16 protein-coding genes and 1 other RNA gene are annotated in these 20480 nt (G+C 46.6%); 6 read left to right on the forward strand and 11 right to left on the reverse strand.

Annotated elements, in window-relative coordinates:
* Nucleotides 1-9: 9 nt before the first annotated feature.
* Nucleotides 10-2589: a calcium-translocating P-type ATPase, PMCA-type gene (locus OUY18_RS09225; protein WP_268058487.1), complete on the reverse strand. Its 2580-nt coding sequence runs from the start codon at nucleotides 2587-2589 to the stop codon at nucleotides 10-12.
* Nucleotides 2590-2681: 92 nt separating this feature from the next.
* Between OUY18_RS09225 and OUY18_RS09230 the strand changes: the two genes are divergently transcribed.
* The 3 genes from OUY18_RS09230 (at nucleotide 2682) to OUY18_RS09240 (ending at nucleotide 3808) form a co-directional block, all read left to right on the forward strand.
* The gene (locus OUY18_RS09230; protein ID WP_268058488.1) at nucleotides 2682-3203 is read left to right on the forward strand and encodes a phosphatase PAP2 family protein; all 522 of its coding nucleotides are present in this window, start codon (nucleotides 2682-2684) and stop codon (nucleotides 3201-3203) included.
* A gap of 156 nt (nucleotides 3204-3359) precedes the next feature.
* Entirely contained in the window at nucleotides 3360-3605 is a 246-nt protein-coding gene (locus tag OUY18_RS09235) for a DUF6514 family protein (protein ID WP_268058489.1), read from the forward strand.
* Nucleotides 3606-3652: 47 nt separating this feature from the next.
* The gene (locus tag OUY18_RS09240) at nucleotides 3653-3808 is read left to right on the forward strand and encodes a rubredoxin (RefSeq protein WP_268058490.1); all 156 of its coding nucleotides are present in this window, start codon (nucleotides 3653-3655) and stop codon (nucleotides 3806-3808) included.
* Between the two features lie 325 nt (nucleotides 3809-4133).
* On the opposite strand, the gene ytvI is transcribed toward OUY18_RS09240, so the two are convergent.
* The gene (gene ytvI / locus OUY18_RS09245) at nucleotides 4134-5255 is read right to left on the reverse strand and encodes a sporulation integral membrane protein YtvI (RefSeq protein ID WP_268058491.1); all 1122 of its coding nucleotides are present in this window, start codon (nucleotides 5253-5255) and stop codon (nucleotides 4134-4136) included.
* Nucleotides 5256-5387: 132 nt separating this feature from the next.
* Nucleotides 5388-5645, reverse strand: a complete 258-nt coding sequence (locus tag OUY18_RS09250) for a helix-turn-helix domain-containing protein (protein ID WP_038325855.1) — start codon at nucleotides 5643-5645, stop codon at nucleotides 5388-5390.
* A gap of 407 nt (nucleotides 5646-6052) precedes the next feature.
* On the opposite strand from OUY18_RS09250, the gene OUY18_RS09255 reads away from it, so the two are divergent.
* The 3 genes from OUY18_RS09255 (at nucleotide 6053) to recQ (ending at nucleotide 10224) form a co-directional block, all read left to right on the forward strand.
* Complete coding sequence (locus OUY18_RS09255; protein WP_268058492.1) at nucleotides 6053-7510, forward strand: nicotinate phosphoribosyltransferase; 1458 nt, start codon at nucleotides 6053-6055, stop codon at nucleotides 7508-7510.
* A gap of 56 nt (nucleotides 7511-7566) precedes the next feature.
* An RNA gene (gene rnpB / locus OUY18_RS09260) (RNase P RNA component class A) lies at nucleotides 7567-7910 on the forward strand.
* A gap of 448 nt (nucleotides 7911-8358) precedes the next feature.
* The gene (gene recQ / locus OUY18_RS09265) at nucleotides 8359-10224 is read left to right on the forward strand and encodes a DNA helicase RecQ (protein ID WP_268058493.1); all 1866 of its coding nucleotides are present in this window, start codon (nucleotides 8359-8361) and stop codon (nucleotides 10222-10224) included.
* A gap of 469 nt (nucleotides 10225-10693) precedes the next feature.
* Here the strand turns inward: recQ and OUY18_RS09270 are convergent, their stop codons facing one another.
* The 8 genes from OUY18_RS09270 to OUY18_RS09305 all read right to left on the reverse strand — a co-directional run bounded on the left by OUY18_RS09270 (nucleotide 10694) and on the right by OUY18_RS09305 (nucleotide 20283).
* Entirely contained in the window at nucleotides 10694-13366 is a 2673-nt protein-coding gene (locus OUY18_RS09270; RefSeq protein ID WP_268058494.1) for a right-handed parallel beta-helix repeat-containing protein, read from the reverse strand.
* Between the two features lie 219 nt (nucleotides 13367-13585).
* Nucleotides 13586-14374 carry a sulfite exporter TauE/SafE family protein gene (locus tag OUY18_RS09275; RefSeq protein ID WP_268058495.1) on the reverse strand — a complete coding sequence of 263 codons (789 nt, stop codon included), beginning with the start codon at nucleotides 14372-14374 and terminating at the stop codon, nucleotides 13586-13588.
* A gap of 172 nt (nucleotides 14375-14546) precedes the next feature.
* A complete protein-coding gene (locus OUY18_RS09280) occupies nucleotides 14547-16019 on the reverse strand; it encodes a sulfatase (RefSeq protein ID WP_268058496.1) in 1473 nt (490 codons plus the stop codon).
* Between the two features lie 19 nt (nucleotides 16020-16038).
* Nucleotides 16039-16782 carry an ABC transporter ATP-binding protein gene (locus tag OUY18_RS09285; RefSeq protein WP_268058497.1) on the reverse strand — a complete coding sequence of 248 codons (744 nt, stop codon included), beginning with the start codon at nucleotides 16780-16782 and terminating at the stop codon, nucleotides 16039-16041.
* Between the two features lie 14 nt (nucleotides 16783-16796).
* A complete protein-coding gene (locus OUY18_RS09290; protein WP_419196135.1) occupies nucleotides 16797-17540 on the reverse strand; it encodes an ABC transporter ATP-binding protein in 744 nt (247 codons plus the stop codon).
* 5 nt (nucleotides 17541-17545) lie between these two features.
* Nucleotides 17546-18328, reverse strand: coding sequence for an ABC transporter permease (locus tag OUY18_RS09295; RefSeq protein WP_268058499.1), 783 nt, complete (start codon nucleotides 18326-18328; stop codon nucleotides 17546-17548).
* Nucleotides 18325-19113, reverse strand: a complete 789-nt coding sequence (locus OUY18_RS09300) for an ABC transporter permease (RefSeq protein ID WP_326492988.1) — start codon at nucleotides 19111-19113, stop codon at nucleotides 18325-18327. Before OUY18_RS09300 ends, OUY18_RS09295 begins: the two co-directional genes overlap by 4 nt.
* Nucleotides 19114-19200: 87 nt before the next feature.
* A complete protein-coding gene (locus OUY18_RS09305) occupies nucleotides 19201-20283 on the reverse strand; it encodes an ABC transporter substrate-binding protein (RefSeq protein WP_268058500.1) in 1083 nt (360 codons plus the stop codon).
* Between the last annotated feature and the right edge of the window lie 197 nt (nucleotides 20284-20480).

The following is a 20480-nucleotide window of genomic DNA, read 5'->3' on the forward strand; positions in this document are numbered from 1 at the left end:
CCCTGTTTCTTATCTCTGCTTTTCGTTTCGGAATGCAATCGCTTTTTCCAGTTCCACAACGGCAAGGGGAATAAAGGAAAGTAACGCGACGATCAGCCACTGATAGCCTGTAAGCATCGCCGTTTTAAAAATTACAGAAAGCGGCTGAATCACAATTACCGCCAACTGTAAGGCGACGCAGGCAATCGCGGCAAGCACCAGTTTCGGGTTGGCGAAGATCCCCGCTTCAAAAATCGAACGGGAGGACCGCATGTTGAACGTGTGAACCACCTGGGAGAGGCTGAGGACGGCGAAAGCCATCGTACGCCCGATAACCGGCATGGACGGGTCCAGGTCAAAATAAATGCGGCCGATGCTGTAAGCCAAAAGAGACAGCGTTCCGATCAGGCAGCCTTCAACGAGGATGTTGTACCCCATGCCGCCGGAAAAAATGCTTTCATTCGGCTTTATCGGCTTCCGATCCATGATATTTTTATCGATCGGTTCCACTCCCAGCGCCAGAGCGGGCAGGGAGTCGGTAACGAGATTGACCCATAAAAGCTGGATTGCCAGCAGGGGAGTGGGTAAACGCAGGAGAAAGCTGACGAACACCGTCAGGATTTCACCGATGTTGCAGCTCAGCAAAAAATGGACCGTTTTTTTAATGTTCTCATAAATGCCCCTGCCTTCGCGTACAGCAGCGACAATTGTGGCGAAGTTATCATCTGTCAAAATCATATCGGACGCCGCCTTGGCCACGTCCGTGCCCGATATGCCCATTGCGCAGCCGATATCCGCAGCGCGCAGGGCGGGAGCGTCGTTTACGCCGTCGCCGGTCATGGCGACCACTTCCCCGTGGGCTTGAAATGCTTTTACAATCCTTACCTTATGTTCCGGCGAAACACGTGCGAACACCGTATACTGATAGATGTTTCTTTCCAGTTCCTTTTGGCTGAGTGCGTTAAGATCGGTACCCGTGATCACACGTTTGTTTCCGTCCAGGATGCCAAGCTGTTTGGCGATTGCCGCGGCTGTGGCAGCGTGGTCTCCGGTGATCATGACGGGCAGGATGCCCGCTTTCTTACAGAGTTCTACGGCGGATTTCACCTGCGGCCGCGGCGGGTCGATCATTCCGATTAATCCGCAGAACGTAAGGCCGCTTTCCATTTCTTCCGCTCTCTGGGGCAAAAAGTCCACATCCCGGTAGGCGACGCCGATTACGCGAAGTGCGCGCGAGGCCATTTCTTCATTCTGCCGGGGCGCCGCGTTTGTACAGTGTGTAAACAGAATATCCGGAGCACCCTTTGAAATGATGCGGAAGCGGTTTCCTTCCAGACGGTGTACTGTTGTCATCATTTTCCGCTCGGAGCTGAACGGTATTTCCCGAATACGAGGGTATAGGGCATCCAGTTGATTCTTTTCCGCCGGGGCGGCCGCAACGATGGCAACTTCCGTGGGGTCGCCGTGAATGGTTTTGCCGCTGACGGTGCAATTGCAGCAGAGCGAAGCAAGGTCAAGAATCTGCCGTCCATGCTCGGTATGCATTGGAACAGGCCCGCTTGCATCCTTCAGTTCAACCACGGTCATCCGGTTTTGCGTAAGGGTTCCTGTTTTATCGGAACAGATCACGCTGGCGCTCCCAAGCGTTTCCACAGCAGGCATTCGCCGTACGATGCCCCGGTGGGCGGCCATACGCCTGACGCCGATTGCGAGGACGATCGTAACAACGGCGGGCAGGCCTTCCGGAATGGCCGCAACGGCGAGACTGATCGAAATCAGAAACATTTCAATGGGCCGGATATGCTGGAACAGGCCCATAACAAAGATGATAAAGCAGATGACAAGGGCGCCGATTCCAAGCCAGCGCCCGGTTTGCGCCAGCTTCTTTTGGAGCGGCGTCTGGGGGGCGGACTGGCTGGTGATCATGTGCGCGATTTTTCCCACCTGCGTGTCCATTCCGGTGGTTGTGACGATGCCTTTGCCATGGCCAGAGGCAATGGAACTGGTCGTGTACAAAAGGTTGCAGCGGTCTCCGAGCGGGGTATTTACGGGGCAGATGAAATCCGCACGTTTCTCTCCCGGAAGGCTTTCGCCGGTAAGCGCGCTTTCCTCCGCTTTTAAATTAACCGCTTCAATCAAGCGCAGGTCGGCGGGAACCAGATCTCCTTCACGGAGTACGACCAGATCGCCGGGAACCAGTTCGGCTGCCGCAATCAGCCGCTCCTCGCCGCCGCGTATGACATGCGCGTGCGGACTGGAAAGCTTTTTCAGGGCATCAATGGCTTTTTCAGCCCTGCTTTCCTGCACCAAGCCGATGATCGCATTCATTGTAACAATAAATAAAATGATAATGGAGTCTATGTAGTCGTTGTCGTGTTCAAGAAAGGACGTTACGAAGGAAATTCCTGCGGCAATTAAAAGGACGATAACCATAAAATCGGAAAACTGAGCGAAAAAGCGCAGCAGCAAACTTTTTCGTTTCGGCTGCTGCAATTCGTTCTTTCCGTATTTTTTCAGCCGTTCATAGGCCTGAGCAGAAGAAAGTCCGGTTTTCATGTTTGTGCCGAGCTTTTTTGTGCAATCCTCTTTTGAAAGACTTTGCCATTCCAATTTTATCAATCCCCCGTTTCTGTTTTAAAGTATATTCGCAGGGCCGCCAAAATATGGTATAATAGGGTGACGAAACTGAAAGAGGTAGAACATTGGATAGTATCATTTTAAACTTTATACAAAATCATTTTCATAACGGGTTTACCGATTGGATCTTCCCTTATATTACGACGATTGGGAATTACGGACTGGTCTGGGTTTTGATCGGTCTGTGCCTGCTTGTATCAAAGAAGTACCGGAGGGACGGGCTCATCCTGTTGGCAGTGCTTGCGGTAACGCATATCGTCGGAGAGATGGCGATTAAGCCGCTGGTCGCGAGGCCGCGGCCGTTTGTAACGTTTCCCGGCCACCGGCTTCTGATTTCGCCGCCGTCCGGCTATTCCTTTCCCTCCGGCCACGCGGCCTCATCCTTTGCCGCGGCGTTTACCTTGTGGAAAACAAATAAAAATTTTGGAATACCCGCGTTTATACTGGCTTCCCTCATTGCTTTTTCCCGGGTTTTTTTATTTGTGCATTACCCTTCGGATATTCTTTGCGGGGCAATACTTGGAGTATTAATTTCATATTTTATTCTTGTTTTTTTCAAAAACCACGAAAAAACAACGAAAATGTAACTACTAAATATGCCACGCACCGGAGCAATATTTGGATATATTGCGGAAATATAATTTTAATAAATAAATACGCTTCCTGATATTGAATATTTTCTGCTCTTGCATTATGATATCAATAGACTGTGGTCTAAATTCACATGATGAAGGAGGGCGGAAATGAGAAAATGCGTAGGAAATATTGAACTGTGCGGCTGCACTCTAAAGTATTATGTGTTTGGAAGCCGCAGCACGGGATTCGGAATTGAAATTAAGGTGACCCGTATTGAAAAAGCGGTCCAGATCGTTTCTTCTGATTTGGGGAAGGTAATGGATGTGGCGAAAAAACTGCGATGCGGTTCGGTTTTTCCCACAAACCTAAGCGAAATTATTGAAGACGAGAAGTTCGATGACGTTCCGAATTGAAAGTTGATACGCTTTAACTGCTTACAAATTCATATGGGGGGAGAAATATGAAATATGTTTGCAATTCGTGCGGTTATGTCTATGACCCCGAAACAGGCGATCCCGAAAACGGAATTGCGCCCGAAATGAATTTTCAGGACCTTCCGGAAAGCTGGACCTGCCCGGTTTGCGGAATGGGCATCGATCTGTTCACTGAGGAATAAAGAAAACCTTTTCTTTTCGGTGCAAACAAGAAGAATGCTGGCACGGTTCATACGTGGTATTTTATAAAGATGGATAACTTTTAAACCGTCGCAGACTGGTTCCCTTAATATGATACAAGTGCTCAAAGAGTTCGTGTTGCGGCAAAGTGATGGAACGGGAAAAGGGTAGTCGACTCTTGTCGGCCACCCCTTCTTTATAGGTGAAAACAGGCCGTCCCGGTCGGCTGAATTCATCCTCTGAAATCAATTTTATTACCGGCGTTTTAAAAAACCGGGATATTTTTGTATCACGAAGATCTTCCGGATATTACTATAGGGTAATGCCTCATTCTGATTTAACGGAGTTTCCACAGGATTCCGTTTCGGCGGGAACAACCGTTTCCGGTTCTTCAAACAGGGTTGGGAGGACTTCCATATTCGTCAGGATTTTATAAAGAATCAGCAGTACGGAAAAGTAAATCAGGAGCCAGAAATTTTGGGCTACCAGAGAGAAGTAAATCGCGGCAAGCATGGTGAGCGGATGAATATTTATGGAAGAGGAAACGATTTTTGGCTCGATGATCTGGCGGATTGCCGTAATCAGGAAATAGCATAACAGCAAGATTCCCGCCCGCAGGAAGCTGCCTTTTATCACGTAGAAGAGGGCCAGGGGGATATAAATGGTACCGGGCCCAAGAACAGGCAAAATGTCTGCAATGCCGGTAATAATGCTCAGAACGAGGGGATAAGGGACGCCCAGTGCAAAAAAGACGATGAGCGTTTCAATAAAGGTTATAAAATAAATAAAAAGATAGGAGCATATATATTTTCCGCTTAAGCTTATGCCGTGATGCGAGGCGGACCGGATGTTAAAAACGGCGTTTCTCGAAAACAGGGACTTAACATGGGTTTTAATCCCCGTCATATCTTTGGAGAAAAAGTATGTTGATAAGATCATAACGATGAACATTGTGATCACGGCGGGCAATGAGGTTAAAAAGGCAAGAATACTGCCGAGTACGGTTTTAAGAACCCCTGCGCCCGACTGGGCAATGTTCATAATCTGCTCCTGGTTTTGCTGCACGTATTTTGAATCGATTTTACTTAGGTATTCGCCCACCGTACTGATCATACGGTTAATCGGTCCGGTTACGGAACCTACGCCGACGGTTAAATGATTGAGCAGATGACTGATTTCACTGATCAGCCAATAGCCGATCAAAAATAAAATCCCGAATACAACGCAAAAAACAACCAGCGTTGACACAGCGGCGGCCACCCCCGGTTTAAAATGCAGGTGTTCCTTTAAAACTCGGATGAGGGGCTGCACGGAAAGCGCCAGTAAGAATCCTGCTACAAACGGGAACGTATATTTCAAAGTGACTGCAAACAGGAAAAATACCACAGTATATTCAATAAAAAAATAAAGAAGCGGCTTTAAGCGGGTGAGTTGTCGCTTTTCAAACAAATGAAAACCTCCTTGCCTTTCCTGATTTAAAATAGTATTATAATTATAATCGATTCATCATCAAAAAGAAAGTAGAAAAAGAGCGCTTCGCAATTGCGAAGCGCCTCATACCGTACTCATTGAGTGAACGAATTATTTCTCTCTGCCTAAGAGCCAGTCTACGGAAACATTGAGAATATTTGCCAAGGCGGAAAGCTCAAAATCTGTTACATACCGGATTTGTCCTTCCAATTTGGACAAGCCCGATGCATTCATGTCAACGCCGTTGACCTGAAGTTGGGCTAACAGTTCTTTCTGCTTCATGCCTTGGTTTTTACGCGCCATCTCTACACGCGCGCCAACCAAATTACGTGTACCAAGTGCTTGTTTGCGTAATCTCACTGAATTCATCTCCCCCCGCGTTAATTTGAAATTTACGCACATACATTATTCCATCTGCACAGCGCCATAACAAAATTTCCTGAAAATTTACAACACCATGGAAATTCATCAGTGTAAATTCTGTTAATATCTAATAGTATAATATTTTATTGTCTAAAATGCAATAAAATATTAAAAAAATTCACAAATAAAATCAATTATTTTTAAATTATTAATATTTTAAAGGAATTCCCGTTTCTTCTTTGTTATTTTGCCTTAAGATTGATATAATATTCTTAATAAATGATTATAAATTTGTTAAAATTGTGCGTAAAGGATCAATACCGCCAAGTATTTTAGATTTACTGTTGTTCTATAATATGATGAGCGGCTGAGTTAGAGTTACATCAATTTAATAATTTTGTGGAGCTGAAAAAATGAAAAATCAAAATCATTTGAAAACGAATCTCACCATGCTGACGGATTTCTATGAAATCACCATGGCAAACGGCTATTTTACCAACGGGTATGAGGATACCATCGTCTATTTCGACATGTTTTTCCGGCGTGTTCCGGACGACGGCGGATATGCCATTATGGCCGGTGTCCAGCAGGTTGTCGAATATCTTGAAAATCTTACCTTTACCAAGGAAGATATTGAATATTTGAGAGACTGCAAAATTTTTAAGGAAGATTTTATTCATTATCTGGAGAATTTTCAATTTACCTGCGATGTCTGGGCGGTTCCGGAAGGAACCCCTATCTTCCCGGTAGAACCGATCATTACCGTACGCGGGCCGGTCATTCAGGCGCAGTTTATTGAAACCATGATTCTGCTCACCGTGAATCATCAGAGCCTGATCGCCACAAAGGCCAACAGGATTGTCCGAGCGGCGCAGGGAAGGGCGGTAATGGAATTTGGTTCCCGGCGCGCGCAAGGGGCTGACGGGGCGATTATGGGCGCAAGAGCGGCCTATATCGGCGGCTGCTGTGGAACGGCCTGCACCATTTGCGACAGGGACTACGGCGTTAAGGCGCTGGGCACAATGGCGCACAGCTGGGTTCAGCTTTTTGACAATGAGCTGGAAGCATTCCGCGCGTATGCAAAGGAATATCCCAGCCAGTGTACTTTACTGGTCGACACCTACAATGTTTTAAAATCAGGAGTACCCAATGCCATAAAAGTATTCAACGAGGAACTGGTCCCGCTCGGCTTCCGCCCGGCCGGTATCCGGATCGACAGCGGAGATATTACATATCTTTCCCGCAAAGCGCGCAAAATGCTCGACGCGGCCGGATTTGAAGATTGTAAGATCTGCGCCTCGAATTCCCTCGATGAGTATATAATACGTGATATGCTCATGCAAGGTGCGTGCGTCGACAGCTTCGGCGTGGGCGAAAGGCTGATTACTTCTTCCAGCGAGCCGGTTTTCGGCGGCGTTTATAAGTTAAGCGGCGTGGAAGATACGAACGGAAATATCGTTCCGAAAATCAAGATCAGCGAAAACGTGGCCAAAATCACGACGCCCTGCTTTAAAAATCTCTGGCGCCTGTATGACCGGGAAAGCGGCAAGGCCATTGCCGACGTGATTACGCTTCATGATGAAGTGATTGACGACGAAAAGCCGTATGAGCTGTTTGACCCGGAACATATCTGGAAGCGCAAAACGGTTCGAAACTTCCGTGCAGTGGAACTGCGCCAAAAAATATTTGAAAACGGAAAGAACATATCGAAACCGCGGGATTTAGAGGAAATAAAGGAATACTGCATGCAGCAGGTGGACACGCTTTGGGAAGAAGTTACGCGTTTTGAAAACCCCCATCAATATTACGTGGACTTGTCGCAGAAGCTATGGAATGAGAAGAACCGTCTGATTTCAGAGCATAGTTTCTAAGTTTTCCAGATCCTGTTTGTTGACAGACCGGTAAAAATCGATTACAATAAACGATACGAGCAGGCTGAACAGCTGCGGACACAGCTCCGAAAGGACGTGCCCGAGGAAAGTCCGAGCTCCACAGGGCAGAATAACGGCTAACGGCCGCCGGGGGCGACCCCAGGGAAAGTGCAACAGAGATATACCGCCGGTAACGGTAAGGATGGAAAGGCGAGGTAAGAGCTCACCAGCGCGCGGGAGACCGCGCGGCTCTGCAAACCCTATTCGGAGCAACACCGCAGAGGGACATTTGCGTCGGCCCGGCGCGTCCCGAGAAGGTGGCACTGAGCCGTGATGGCAACATCCGGCCAAGATAGATGGCTGTTTGGAACAGAACTCGGCTTACAGGCCTGGTCGTACCTTAAAACACGAAAACCCGCTGAATCAGCGGGTTTTTTCCATATTTAAATTACTTATATACGGTTTTTGTAAGCTTGTCCTGTCATTTTCCGTTCAACCATTTGAGGCAAAAACCTTGGGTTCAGCCGGCTTTTTATTCAAAAATCGGACAGATTCCGCTTTTATATGCTGAAATCGACATTTTTATTGTATTTATTTCTAATGGGGGATATAATGGGGGATATAATTATATTAAGAAGTATTTTTTAATATTGGTAGATTTCACACCGATAGCTTCGGTGAGGCGGGCTAATCTGAGATTACAGCAATAATGAGAAGCTTCCGTTTTGGAACATAACCGGAACCTGCTATTATAAATATGCAGTTCGAAATGCTCTCCTAACCGCAGTAGACCCGCTTAGAACCGTTTAGAAAATGTCCGATTGTGACACAAAGAGGAGTATCGTATCATGGATAAGGCAGCCGCCTTAAAACAATATTTTGGACATGCTGTCTTTCGTCCCGGACAGGAAGAATTGATCGACGCATTGATGGCAAGTCGTGACGTGCTGGGAGTCATGCCGACGGGCGCAGGAAAATCGGTTTGCTATCAGATCCCTGCATTGCTGCTTCCCGGTGTGACACTGGTCATATCGCCGCTCATCTCTCTGATGAAGGATCAGGTAGCCGCGCTGACGCAGGCGGGGATTCCGGCGGCTTATATAAATTCTTCTCTTTCCGCCGCACAATACCGCAAGGTATTTCAACAGGCGGAAAAGGAAGCGTATAAAATCATATACGTCGCACCGGAACGGCTGGAGGCGGCAGATTTTTTAAATTTTTCTGAGCGTGTTCAAATCTCGCTTATCGCTGTGGATGAGGCTCACTGCGTTTCCCAATGGGGACAGGATTTTCGGCCGAGTTACCTGAAAATATCCGATTTTATTAAACAGTTGCCATATCGTCCCGTTGTAGGTGCGTTTACCGCTACGGCCACGGCGGAGGTCAAGAAGGATATCGTGCGTCTTTTGCAGCTACGTAGTCCGCTGCTTGTTACCACCGGCTTTGATCGGCCAAACCTGTACTTTGAAGTTGCAGCGCCCAAGAGTAAACCGGCATACCTATACAACTTCCTTGTGCGGCATAGAGGACAATGCGGCATCATCTACTGCGCTACCCGAAAAACGGTGGAGTCGGTCTGTGCCGGATTGAATCAGCACGGTGTTGCCGCCACCTGTTACCACGCAGGGCTGAAGGATGGTGAACGCCGACAGAATCACGAGGATTTTGTTTATGACCGCAGACGTGTGATGGTTGCCACCAACGCCTTCGGCATGGGCATCGATAAATCCAACGTTGGATTTGTTGTCCATTACAATATGCCGAAAAATCTTGAGAGTTACTATCAGGAGGCAGGCCGCGCCGGCCGTGACGGTGAGAACGCGGACTGCGTACTTCTGTTTTCAAGCGGAGACGTACAGACCGCGAAGTTTCTCGTTCAAAATTCAAATGAGAATGAAAATCTTTCGGGAGAAGAACGCGAACAGGTGCTTCGCCGGGATCTGGAACGCCTACATAAGATGGTTGGTTACTGCAAAACCACACGCTGCCTGCGATCGTATATCCTGGAATATTTCGGTGAGCGCCATAGTGATGCCTGCGGGAATTGCGGAAACTGCAAAAGTGAATACATCCAGCGCAACATCACCACAGAGGCGCAAAAAATTCTTTCTGCTGTGGCGCGGGTCGATAGAAAGTATCCCTATGGAGTAGGCATAACACTGATTGTTCGGATGCTGCACGGCAGCAAAGAGCAACGAATAAGCCAACTTGGACTGGATAAGTTGACGACCTACGGGATTATGCACGATGTCGACCGCCGAAAAATTCGGGAATACATTGATTTGCTGATATCCCAGGGTTATCTCGAGCTGACGCAGGATAAGTACCCGGTTCTGCATCTGACCGACCGTTCCAATGACGTACTGTTCCACGGTGCGCAAGTAATATCGCGCGAAAAAGCAGTAGGCAGACCGGAACGCACGGCTTCAACCGGGAAGCAAAACGCTTCCCTTTCCCCGCCATTCGAATCTTCTGAGAATAGCCTGTTTGAGGCATTGCGGACGCTGCGAACCGAACTGGCGCAAAAGGGGAACGTCCCCGCCTATATCATTTTTTCCAACGCAGCTCTCCAGGACATGGCGGCAAAGCGTCCCCAGTGCATGACGGATTTTCTGGAAGTCTCAGGTGTTGGCGAGGTAAAAGCGAAACGGTATGGAAAGCAGTTCCTGAATGCAATTCAGAATTGGGAGAATGGAGGCAAGAAAAATGACTGAGAGATTCGACTTGCTGGCGCGCAGCCCAATTGCGTAAGCGCAAGGCCAGCGTCTATTTTGATAAGACGCTACTTCCGTTGCGAGACCGGATTGTCGAATATGAAGCGTCCAGCACAGATGAAAAGCTCCCCGATCTTTGCGTAAACCTCGAGTGGGCCTTAATAAGGCAAGTATAGCAAAATACATTCAGAACAGGAAAAACAAGATCAGATAGAGGAAAAATTGAATACAAAAGAATATCAATACCTTTTAAGGGTTAGCCGTTAATCGGTTCACTACGGCTTGAACAAAGTGAAAGGGCGCGCCGCAAAATTTTCATTTTGCAACACGCCCATAACTTTATTCTATACTTATAGCTTATAAACTAGTATATTATCCTGTAAGTATTAGAATAAAGAACAGGTTTAAGACAATTTAGTAGCAGCTGTATCTGCCGTCAATAACAAGAGCTTCCGGTTAAGTTAAAGACTTAGGTAACTGTTCCTACCGTACTCGGCGTAACGGAATCATTGATATAGAATCCAGCGGACGTGCCGGGTTTTCCAATCGCTTTTACCATAAAGTAGTAGTCAGTCCCGGATGCCTTCACGAACTGGGTTTGGAAAACGGAAGAATTACCGCTCAGAAAAACCGGTTTTCTGTCCGAAGTCAGCTTGAAGATGTATGTATTGCCCGTGCGAACGTTTAGTCTTGCGGGGGTGTCGCTTTTCACAATCGGGACAGTGTCCCCTACGGTTGCGACCAGCAATTTTACGCCGTTGACATAGATGCCAGTCTGTGCGCCGGATTTTCCGACCGGAATCAGTTTAAAGTAGTAATCATTGCCATCTGTTTTTACAAGCTGATAGTAAAACACACCGCTGGTACCCAGGACAAAATTTGGAATTGCGCCGTTTTGGCTCGTGATCCTAAACTGGTATGCGCCATTTACCTGGAAATCTTTTGTCGTATCGCTGACGAATGTAGTATCTGGTTTGTTTGGATTCCCGTTATCTGATTTTCTGCTATTGCTACTTGAATGATGCGAGTGGGACCCGCCATTATCATTGGTTGAGGCGGCCGGCCACAAATCAAACGTATTGCTTCCGGCTTTCAGATTTGCAAAAGGCCCTACTACCGTGTCCTTGCTGTCTCTGGCGTTGCCGAAGTAGTCGGTGTTAACGTCGGGAGCGTAGAAGTTATAGCCCAATTGCTGATATAACTCTGTGTTGCCAAGATATGCGCCGGTGATTGCCGGAGCGTTTAAGGAAGAGCAGCTGCCGTCCACATTCAGCGTCAATTTGAAGGAATCCGGTGTGGCTGTAATTTGGTAGCTGTTTGTGCCGCCTTCTACCACTTTACTGTTTTTGTCTGCTTCATAACCGCGCGCCGAAGCATACTGATAGCCTATCTTCTGAGCTCCGCCGTAGTATACGTTATAGTCACATTCGTTGCCGTACATTATGGTGCCCTTACCTACTGTATCCGGCTTTGCCTCAACCCAAGCGATTGGGAGTTCGCCAACTTCGGGGTGCGACCAGCTGCCGCCGCTGTAATCCGGGTTCACATTCGGTGCTTTGGAAAGGACAACCTCTGTATTGATGCTGTTATATTGCTCTTTGGACACTTCGGTTGAATCGGAAGAACTGTACAGGCCGTTGTCGAAGAAAATATTGTTAAGCATTTTATTAAACCGATTGTAGGTTTCAAAGCGGCTGGTCGGGTCGTTAACGGTGCTGATTACATCCAAAGTGCCAGGTTCCATCACTCTCATCGCACGCTGATATCCATCCCAGCCTTCCGAACCTACAAACCCCCACTTACCGATACCAGGCCAGCTTCGTCTGCTTGTATCGCTTGGAATATTCAGCCAGAGATTATTAACAAAGTAATTGTGGCTGGCTGACATAATGTGCAAGCCGACACCGACAAAGATGTTGTTGTCATACATCTGCCAACCATGATTCACTTCTGAATCAACGTAGGTAAAGCCGTGGCCGTTTCCTTTGCAATAAAATAGATTTTTGGAGACGCGGCAGCCATCGCATTCGCTGTCGAGCCAAATGGGAAAAACAGCCCAGTCCTGATCGCTGTAAAAGTAATTGTTATGAATATTAATGCCGAAACCGCCGCTGACATCTTTGATATAAGCTTCAGAAAGCAGACCGGTGTTCAGCGCGTTATTGTTATAAAGAGTGTTTCCGTAAATTTCAGTGTATGCGCCTCGGTAAGCCATCATGCCGTTGGTACCGTTGTCATGGACATTGCAGTAACGGATGATGTGATGACCGTACAGCTTCGGTTCACCGCCGTTTTGAAGCTCCAACATCCGGGAGCCGTTGCCGTAATCGATTGCAACACCACGGTTTTGGGTTACGTCACAGTTTTGAATGATCCAATTATGACCACCATTCGTAGCAATTGCTCCGTCCATCGGTTTTGCGGCAGTTTGCCAAAAAACAATTGTCTTGGGACCGCAGCCGTGCGTAATCGTTAGTCCATCAATGGTAATATATCCTTGGTTCCATTTGGCCGTAATGCACTGCTTTCTTACGTTGATTTCGGTGGAGTTGCTTTTATCAGCAGGATTCAGTTCATTGAAGTTGGCCGAAATCGTGGTATTGCTGTCCTTTATATCTGCATACCAGGAATTCGGTGTGGTATAAACGTCGGACTGTTTAAACACCTGTGACATGACAGTACCGTTGATGTAAACACATCCGCAGGAAAAGTAATCAGAATAGCTGCTGCCTTTGGCCTGCCATTTTGTAGCAAACGGATTAAAATCGCCGAAATAGGCGCTGTCTTTTACCAGCTTATAAGTGCTGCCGCTGTCTTTTGCCCAGCCGGTGACGACATTCGAACCTGTTATAACGGGTTTTTGACCGCTTGCCGCTTTTAAGGTGATTCGGGACGACTCCCCGTTTCCTTCCCTTGGAAATGTTACGGTTTCCCGGTAGGTACCCCCATACACAACAATGGTATCGCCCGGCTGTGCTGTCTGTGCGGCATCATTGATTGTTGTATAGTCGCCGGTGCCGTCCTGCTTCACGGTGATTATTCTGGATGCTGCAAATGCTTGGTTGTCGAACAACCCGGTCATAGAAAAAACCAGAGTAAAAACCAGAAGCAAGCTCAGAAATTTTTTACCGACATAATACATTAATACTCATCCTCTCCATTGTTTTTTATCAATTACCATTCCGTAGTTAACTGCGAGAAACACAAATTCGCTTCCCCCCAATCAATTGGGTAAATGCATCATCAGGTTATAACAGTATGAGGCATAACATCCAACCGCCCATATTGCGTGAAAACCCTTGATACATACAGTTGCAAAAGATCACCTCCCAATCTAAAAATATAATCAGTTGGATGTTTGTCAAATAGTGAGGAAACGATAAATGTTATAGCCGCTGATAAAAATGATAATGCCCATGAGAGCAAGAAACAGGTTGTTTACGGTTTTATTATTGATGCGTTTATTTAAGATGCGTCCCAAAACACCGCCTGCAATCCCACCGAATACCATTACGGTTAAACTCAGAGGGTCAAAGTCCGGAACAGTGTGGGTCATCAGTGTGAAAATGATGCTGAAAATCTGGGAAACCAGGATGATATACAGCGAATTTTGCGCCGCAGTTTTTGTATCCATGGAAAAAAAGAAAAAAAGGACAACGAGGTTGATTGGTCCGCCGCCAATCCCTAAAAAGCTTGACATCACACCCAAAAACAAACCGATCACAACGCATGCCGTTTTATTATTCAGCCGCATGGTGGGAATTCTGTCTTTGTAAATCGTGTAGATCAATGTTCCTAAAGTAATAATGGCAAGACAGATGGATTGAGCGGCTCCGACTGTTTCCGCGTTATGGGACAAAGCCTTCATACAGCCAAATAAGTATTTCCCCAATAAACCTCCGGAGGCTGCTCCCACGGCAAGAGGTGTTCCGATTGCGGCGTCAACTTTGCTGTCACGTGCAATAAAGGATCTTCCTACGGAGTAAAAAGACATGGATAAAACCGTGCAACTAGACAAAAAACTGATGGTCGATACGCTTGCAATATGGAAACAGTCCAGTACGGGCTTGATAATGACGCCTCCGCCGATTCCGCAGATGGCTCCCGCTACGGACGCAATGAAACTAACCATGAAATAAAGTGCTTCCAATGATTCCCTCCGTTTATTAGTCGTGTGTATCTGATTTTGACTTTTCAGAAAGAAATCCCCGTATTATTCCGCTGTTTTCGCCTGAAAATGGCAAAAAAGCGTACAAAGGGAAGAGCCTTAAAATTCACACATTTTTTGTGAACTTTAAGGCCTGCCTTTCTTTTTTAAAAAACTATTTTAAGTAATCCGTCAGCCCCATTCTTTCAAATTGCTCAGCAGGGCAATCGTTTTCTTTCATGAGCTGTATCATATATGAAATCATCTGTTTTTCCACCGCAGGGTTTTCAATCGGATACTCCTGCTTGGGATCAGCGGAAAGGTCATAAAGTTTCGTACCCGTTCTGTGGTTCGCATTAATGTCTCCGCCTTCGTCTTCATGATACTTGATCTTCATCAGCGGGCAGTTCTTTGTAAAGGAGAACGGCTGTGCAATTTTCATGTTCTGCATTTCTTCAACGGAGAAAAGAGAACGCATATGGGTGGGTATAAGGGTATAATTATACAGCGGAGAATTCCCTTCAATGGGGTCTCTCATATATACATATCGGCCATCCGTTACATTGATCTGGGCACCATGCAAACCGAACAAAGCGGCTTGACGGACGGGTCGGTCATTTTCAATTGTATCCTTCAATGGCTTACCCTGCATATCTGCGGGGATGGGGAGATGAAAGAAATCCAAAATGGTTGCAGGCAAATCAATCCCCTGTACAAGGGAACTCCGGCGCACACCCCCTGCCATGGAACGCGGATCCCAGATAAACAGCGGAATATGGGCAATCTCATTGTAAAAAGGATGCACACATTTTGCCCAGCAGTCGTGTTCGCTCAAAAGGAATCCATGATCGGTATTTACAATCAGCATGGTGTCGTCCCACATATGATTCGCATCCATGTAGTCCAGCAACTTACCCAAATAATGATCGCACATACTCAATAACGCTGCGTATTCGTAACGGCAGTGCTGTACGGCTTCGGGCGATTCCGTAACCTTATCGTAAGGCGGCCAGTCAAACTGCGGGCCATCGTATTTGTGTGGGTAAAGCTCCTTATATCTCTGCATTGTGTAAAATGGTTCATGCGGGTCAAACAGTTCCAGGTGCAGAAACCAATTATCTTCGTTTCGGTTCTTTTCGAGAAATTCAAGTCCCAAATCAAAACACAATTTTTGAGGCTGTTTGTTTTCTTCATTTATGTAGCTGCGGTTTACAACGTCCTGACGCCACGCGCGACCCAGATGAGACGGAATTTCGGGATCTTTCACACAGCCTTTCCAGCGGTCGCCTTCCTGTCCGCGGACGAACTCCCAGGAATTGTAGCGGTTGTGGTAAGTACAGCCGCCGTCTTCCCAATAATGCTGATGGTCGCTGATCAGGTGGGTATAAATCCCGTTTTTTCTCAAAATTTCGGGCATGGAGTCGTCAAAAGGTTCCAACGGCCCCCAACTTCTGTGTAAAAAGTTCAGCCGTCCGGTATGCAATTCTCTTCTTGCCGGAATGCACGGCAAAGAACCGGCATAACAGTTATCAAATGTTACGGCGCGGTTTGCTAAACGTTGAAAATTAGGAGTGTAGGTCCAATCACAGCCGTAAGGAGCCAGCATATGCCGGTTCAGTGAATCAAATAATAACATAATTGCTCTCATATAGTTCTCCTTTAGGCTTTTACCACCATTTAATTAAATCTGTAACCTGATTTCTCAAATCAATAAAATCCGGGGATGTAATATCCCTTGGACGCGGCAGAGGATTATCGAGGACTTTTTTCACTTTCGTGGGTTTATTGGTTAAAATCATAATTTTTTGGCCAAGGTAGACTGCTTCCTCGATATTATGCGTAATGAAAAATACCGTTGTCTTTGTTTTCTGCCAGAGCTTTACCAGTTCATCTTCGAGTTTGAAACGCAGCTCGATGTCCAACTGGCCGTATGGTTCGTCCATCAGCAGAAGCTCCGGTTTTGTGGCAAATGCGCGCGCGATCGCCACACGCTGGAGCATACTGGAGGAAAGCTGGGAAGGATAATATTTTCGAAACGGTGTAAGACCGACAATATCCAGAAACTCTTCCACCCTTTCCTTTTTCTCTTTTTCGGGAACCTTTTTGATGTCCAGGCCAAAGCTTACATTTTGTTCTACGTTCAGCCAGGGCATGGTCGAATTTTCCTGAAAAATATAAGCAAGATTTTGCTTTTTAAGATTAACCGGTTCGTTATTAACAAGAATTTCACCGGAAGTGATATCATAAAGTTTCGTCAGACTGTTAAGAAAGGTAGTTTTACCGCAGCCTGTCGGACCTACCACGCACAGCAGCTCGCCTTCCGGAATATCGAAAGAAATATCATCAAGTACCAACAAGTCCCCGAATTTTTTTGTCAGGTGGTTTACCCGTACCTTAGGATTGCTCTCCATCTTCATTGCCTCCTTTATAACGTTTTGTCCACCGCATCGGTGATTTCCATGCGAAGCCGGAGAAATTCGGGGTCAACGTAATTCCTGGGTCTTGGAAGATTGATCTTGTATTCCGCTTTTACCTGTGTGGGGCGGTTTGCCAGAACAACAATGCGGTCGGCCAGATAAACCGCTTCTTCAATATTATTCGTTACAAATACGACGGTCCGTTTTTCCTGTTCCCAGATGCGTTCCAGTTCCTTTTGCATCAGGTAACGGGTTTGCGCATCCAGAGCGCCGAAAGGTTCGTCCATCAGCATAACGATCGGATTATTGGCATAGGCGCGGGCAATGCCGGCCCGCTGTTTCATGCCGCCGGAAAGCTGGACCGGAAAGGATTTTTCAAACCCCTGCAGCCCGACCATATCAATGTAATGCTGCGCCGTTGCCCGGCGTTTTTCTTTTGGGATACCGCGCACTTTGGGGCCGTACTCCACATTCCCCATTACGGTAAGCCATGGGAACAGCGAAATTGTCTGGTAAACCACGCCGCGCTCCGGCCCGGGTTCATGCACTTCCTTGCCGTTTACGGTGACGATTCCTTCGCTTGGTGTTTCCAGACCGGCGATCATATTTAGGATGGTGGTTTTTCCACATTGGCCGGGTCCGAAAAGAACCAGAAATTCATTTTCTTTTACTTTTAAATCAATATTTTTAACGACCTCAAAAGCACCGTTTTCCGACTGAAAGGTCTTTTTTAAGCCTTTGCATTCAATCATATAATTTATTCGCTCTTGTTCCATTTGCATAACCTTGTTTCAACTCCCCGCATTATAGTCGCAAGAATAAAGCCTACAATACCAATTGCCAAAATTCCAACCAGAGTCTGATTCATATCGTTCGTATCCTGCGCGCTGACGATTACCCAGCCGACACCTTCTGTGGAACGCACCATTTCAGCCGCCACAACCGTAGCCCAACTTGTCGAAATGGCAACCTGAAGTCCTGCAAAAATAAACGGCATGGATGCCGGAAGCACTACGGTGAGCAAGGTCTGGGTCCGGTTTGCCCCAAGCATTCTGGACGCACCCATTAGCACAGGGTCGACGGATTTCGCGCCTTCATACGCGTTAAGCGTAATGTTACTGAATGCGGAAAGAAAAATCAAAAAATACTTTGTCATTTCCCCTAACCCGAACCACACGATGGACAGAGGAATCCATGCGATCGGCGGAATCGGGCGAATAATATCATAAAGCGGCTTAAAAATTGCTTCTATTTTTGGATTCCATCCCATCAGGACGCCAAGACCGATTCCGACAACGGCCGCCACCAAATAGGCAATCATAACGCGGGACAGGCTCCAGCCGACGTGCTGCTGGATTGTACAGGTTCCGATCGGCACGGAAAATGCTTGAATAAAGCTGGTAATTACCGTAATTGGCCCGGGCATCAGCTGACCAAGTGTAGTGGAGACAACGGCCCATTGCCAGAGTGCCAAAAACGCCCCGATTGAAAAAAGGCCGGCAAGAACTCTTTGGATTTTTTCTTTCTGTGATTTGATCATTTGCTACTAGACCTCCCTTTTACAACCAGATGCTCCAGTAAAGACAGCAGGTAAGTGAGCAAAGCTCCTAAGGCGCCGATTGCAATCATGCCGACAATAATGACGTCTGTACGGTAAAGACCGCGGCATTGCTGTATCATAAACCCTAAACCGCTGTCGGAGGCAATCATTTCAGCTGCAACCAGAGCCATCCAGGAAGCTCCCAAAGCAACACGGGCTCCGGTCATAATCATGGGTAGCGATGTCGGGATCGCAATGTGAAGCAACAGTTGAAGGTTGGAAGCTCCAAATGTTTGTCCGACCCAAAGGTGTACCTGCTTTGTTTGGCGTATTCCGGAATAAGAGTTTACTACGCAGGCAACAAAAGCCGACAGAAAAATTACCATTGCTTTTGACAGCATACCGATTCCGAACAAGGTGATCATTACGGTAATCCATGCCAAACCGGGAACGGGGCGCAGCAAGTCAAATAACGGACGGACAAACATGTCTACTTTTTTATACCATGCCATCAAAATTCCTAGGGGAATTCTAATGATAAGACCCAAAAAATAGCCGGAAAGCGCAACCTGTAAGCTTGACCCGATATTTTCCAGAAGCGTGGAACCATCTGGTGCGGGGTCATATAACTTTACAAAAAAGGTTTGTACCACTTTTACAGGGCTCGGCATCGCCACTGTAGAAACCAAATGAAGCCCGTCGGTTACCAGCCACCAGATTGCGATGACGGATCCTACTGAAAGCACCGAAAGCCAGGCATAATTTGATTTTTTTACACGTTTCAATATGTATTCCTCCTACTTGTCAGAATCCTTTTTTAACGTACCCGTTCCAAAGCTTTCCCTTAAGAAACGGGTACGTCAGGAAATGCGTTATTGAACGGTTTTTACGTCCGTGCCAAGCGCTTCGTTAATCAGAGATGGATCGATGGCTTTTGCTACATTCGGGAAATTATCGTCGGTAATTTTACCCTGATCCTTATAAATCTTCGCGATATCCTGCATCCCTTTTCCGTAAGTATATCCAGACGTGTTTGCCATATAATCCTTGTTTACGTATTTACGGGCTTCAATCTCTTTGTTAAGAATGCTCTCGGTGTACTTTTTGCCGTTTTCGGTAAACCATTTCATGGAATAATCATAGCGCGTCTTTTTGTCCTGAAGTTCGTCACAAGCCTTGTAGGTTGCTTTCAGGAATTTTACAACTGCGTCATGGTTGCTGTTTATAAATTTGCTGCTTGCAAAGATACCGTCGTAAAGGGGAATGCCCGTCGCGTCTTCGAAGGTTGCGGCGCATACGTATCCCTTTTCTTCCGCCTGGAAGGAATAGGGCGGATTCGCGGCTAAGGCATCGCCCTGTCCGGACTGGAACGCCTGCCATGCCGGACCGTAATCCATTTGCGTCATTTTAATGTCGGAACTTTTTAATCCGAATCTTTGCGCATAACCAGTTGCATTAAATTCTGCTGTGGTGCCTACCGGGCCAAGCACTTTCATTCCTTTGATCAGGTCGGCGCTTCCGTACATATTCGGGTATTCTTTCAGTTCGCCTTTTTTCGTTAACAGCTTGCTGTCTTTGCGCACATAAATGCCAAGGCCTCCGGTGGAATTGATTTCACCGATCCATTTTGTATCCGGCAAAGCCAGGGAAAATACGGAAGCAAGTCCGCTGGCGGCAATATCGATTTGCCCGGCGGAAAAAGCTTCATTAATCGGATTGCCGGTGGCAAACATTACGAGGTCGACATCCAATCCTTCATCTTTGTAATAGCCCTTGTCATAGGCATATTTCACCGGTACGCCGACAGTAAGGGCCATGGTGCCCACCCTTATTTTTGTGGATTCGTTTGCGGTTTGGGAAGCGGCGGATTGCCCGTTGGCAGAAGATGAAGCGCAGCCGGTAAACATACTGGCGGCCAGTATCATTGCTAACACGGCACTAATGATTTTTTTCATTTTTTTTACAACTCCTTTATTTTTTGCGTGTCCGATAACGCATTTATTGATGCCAGTATAGTAGAACTTCACAATTATGTCAATAATAAAAGAAATATTATGATTAAATTATAAATGTTGTATAATAAAATCAGAGTATATTGTAAAATATTTCATTTGTAAAGTTGTGTTACCGATTTTATTTTTTTAAAATGTTG

Source organism: Caproiciproducens galactitolivorans (assembly GCF_026672255.1).
Taxonomy (GTDB): Bacteria; Bacillota; Clostridia; order Oscillospirales; family Acutalibacteraceae; genus Caproiciproducens; species Caproiciproducens galactitolivorans_A.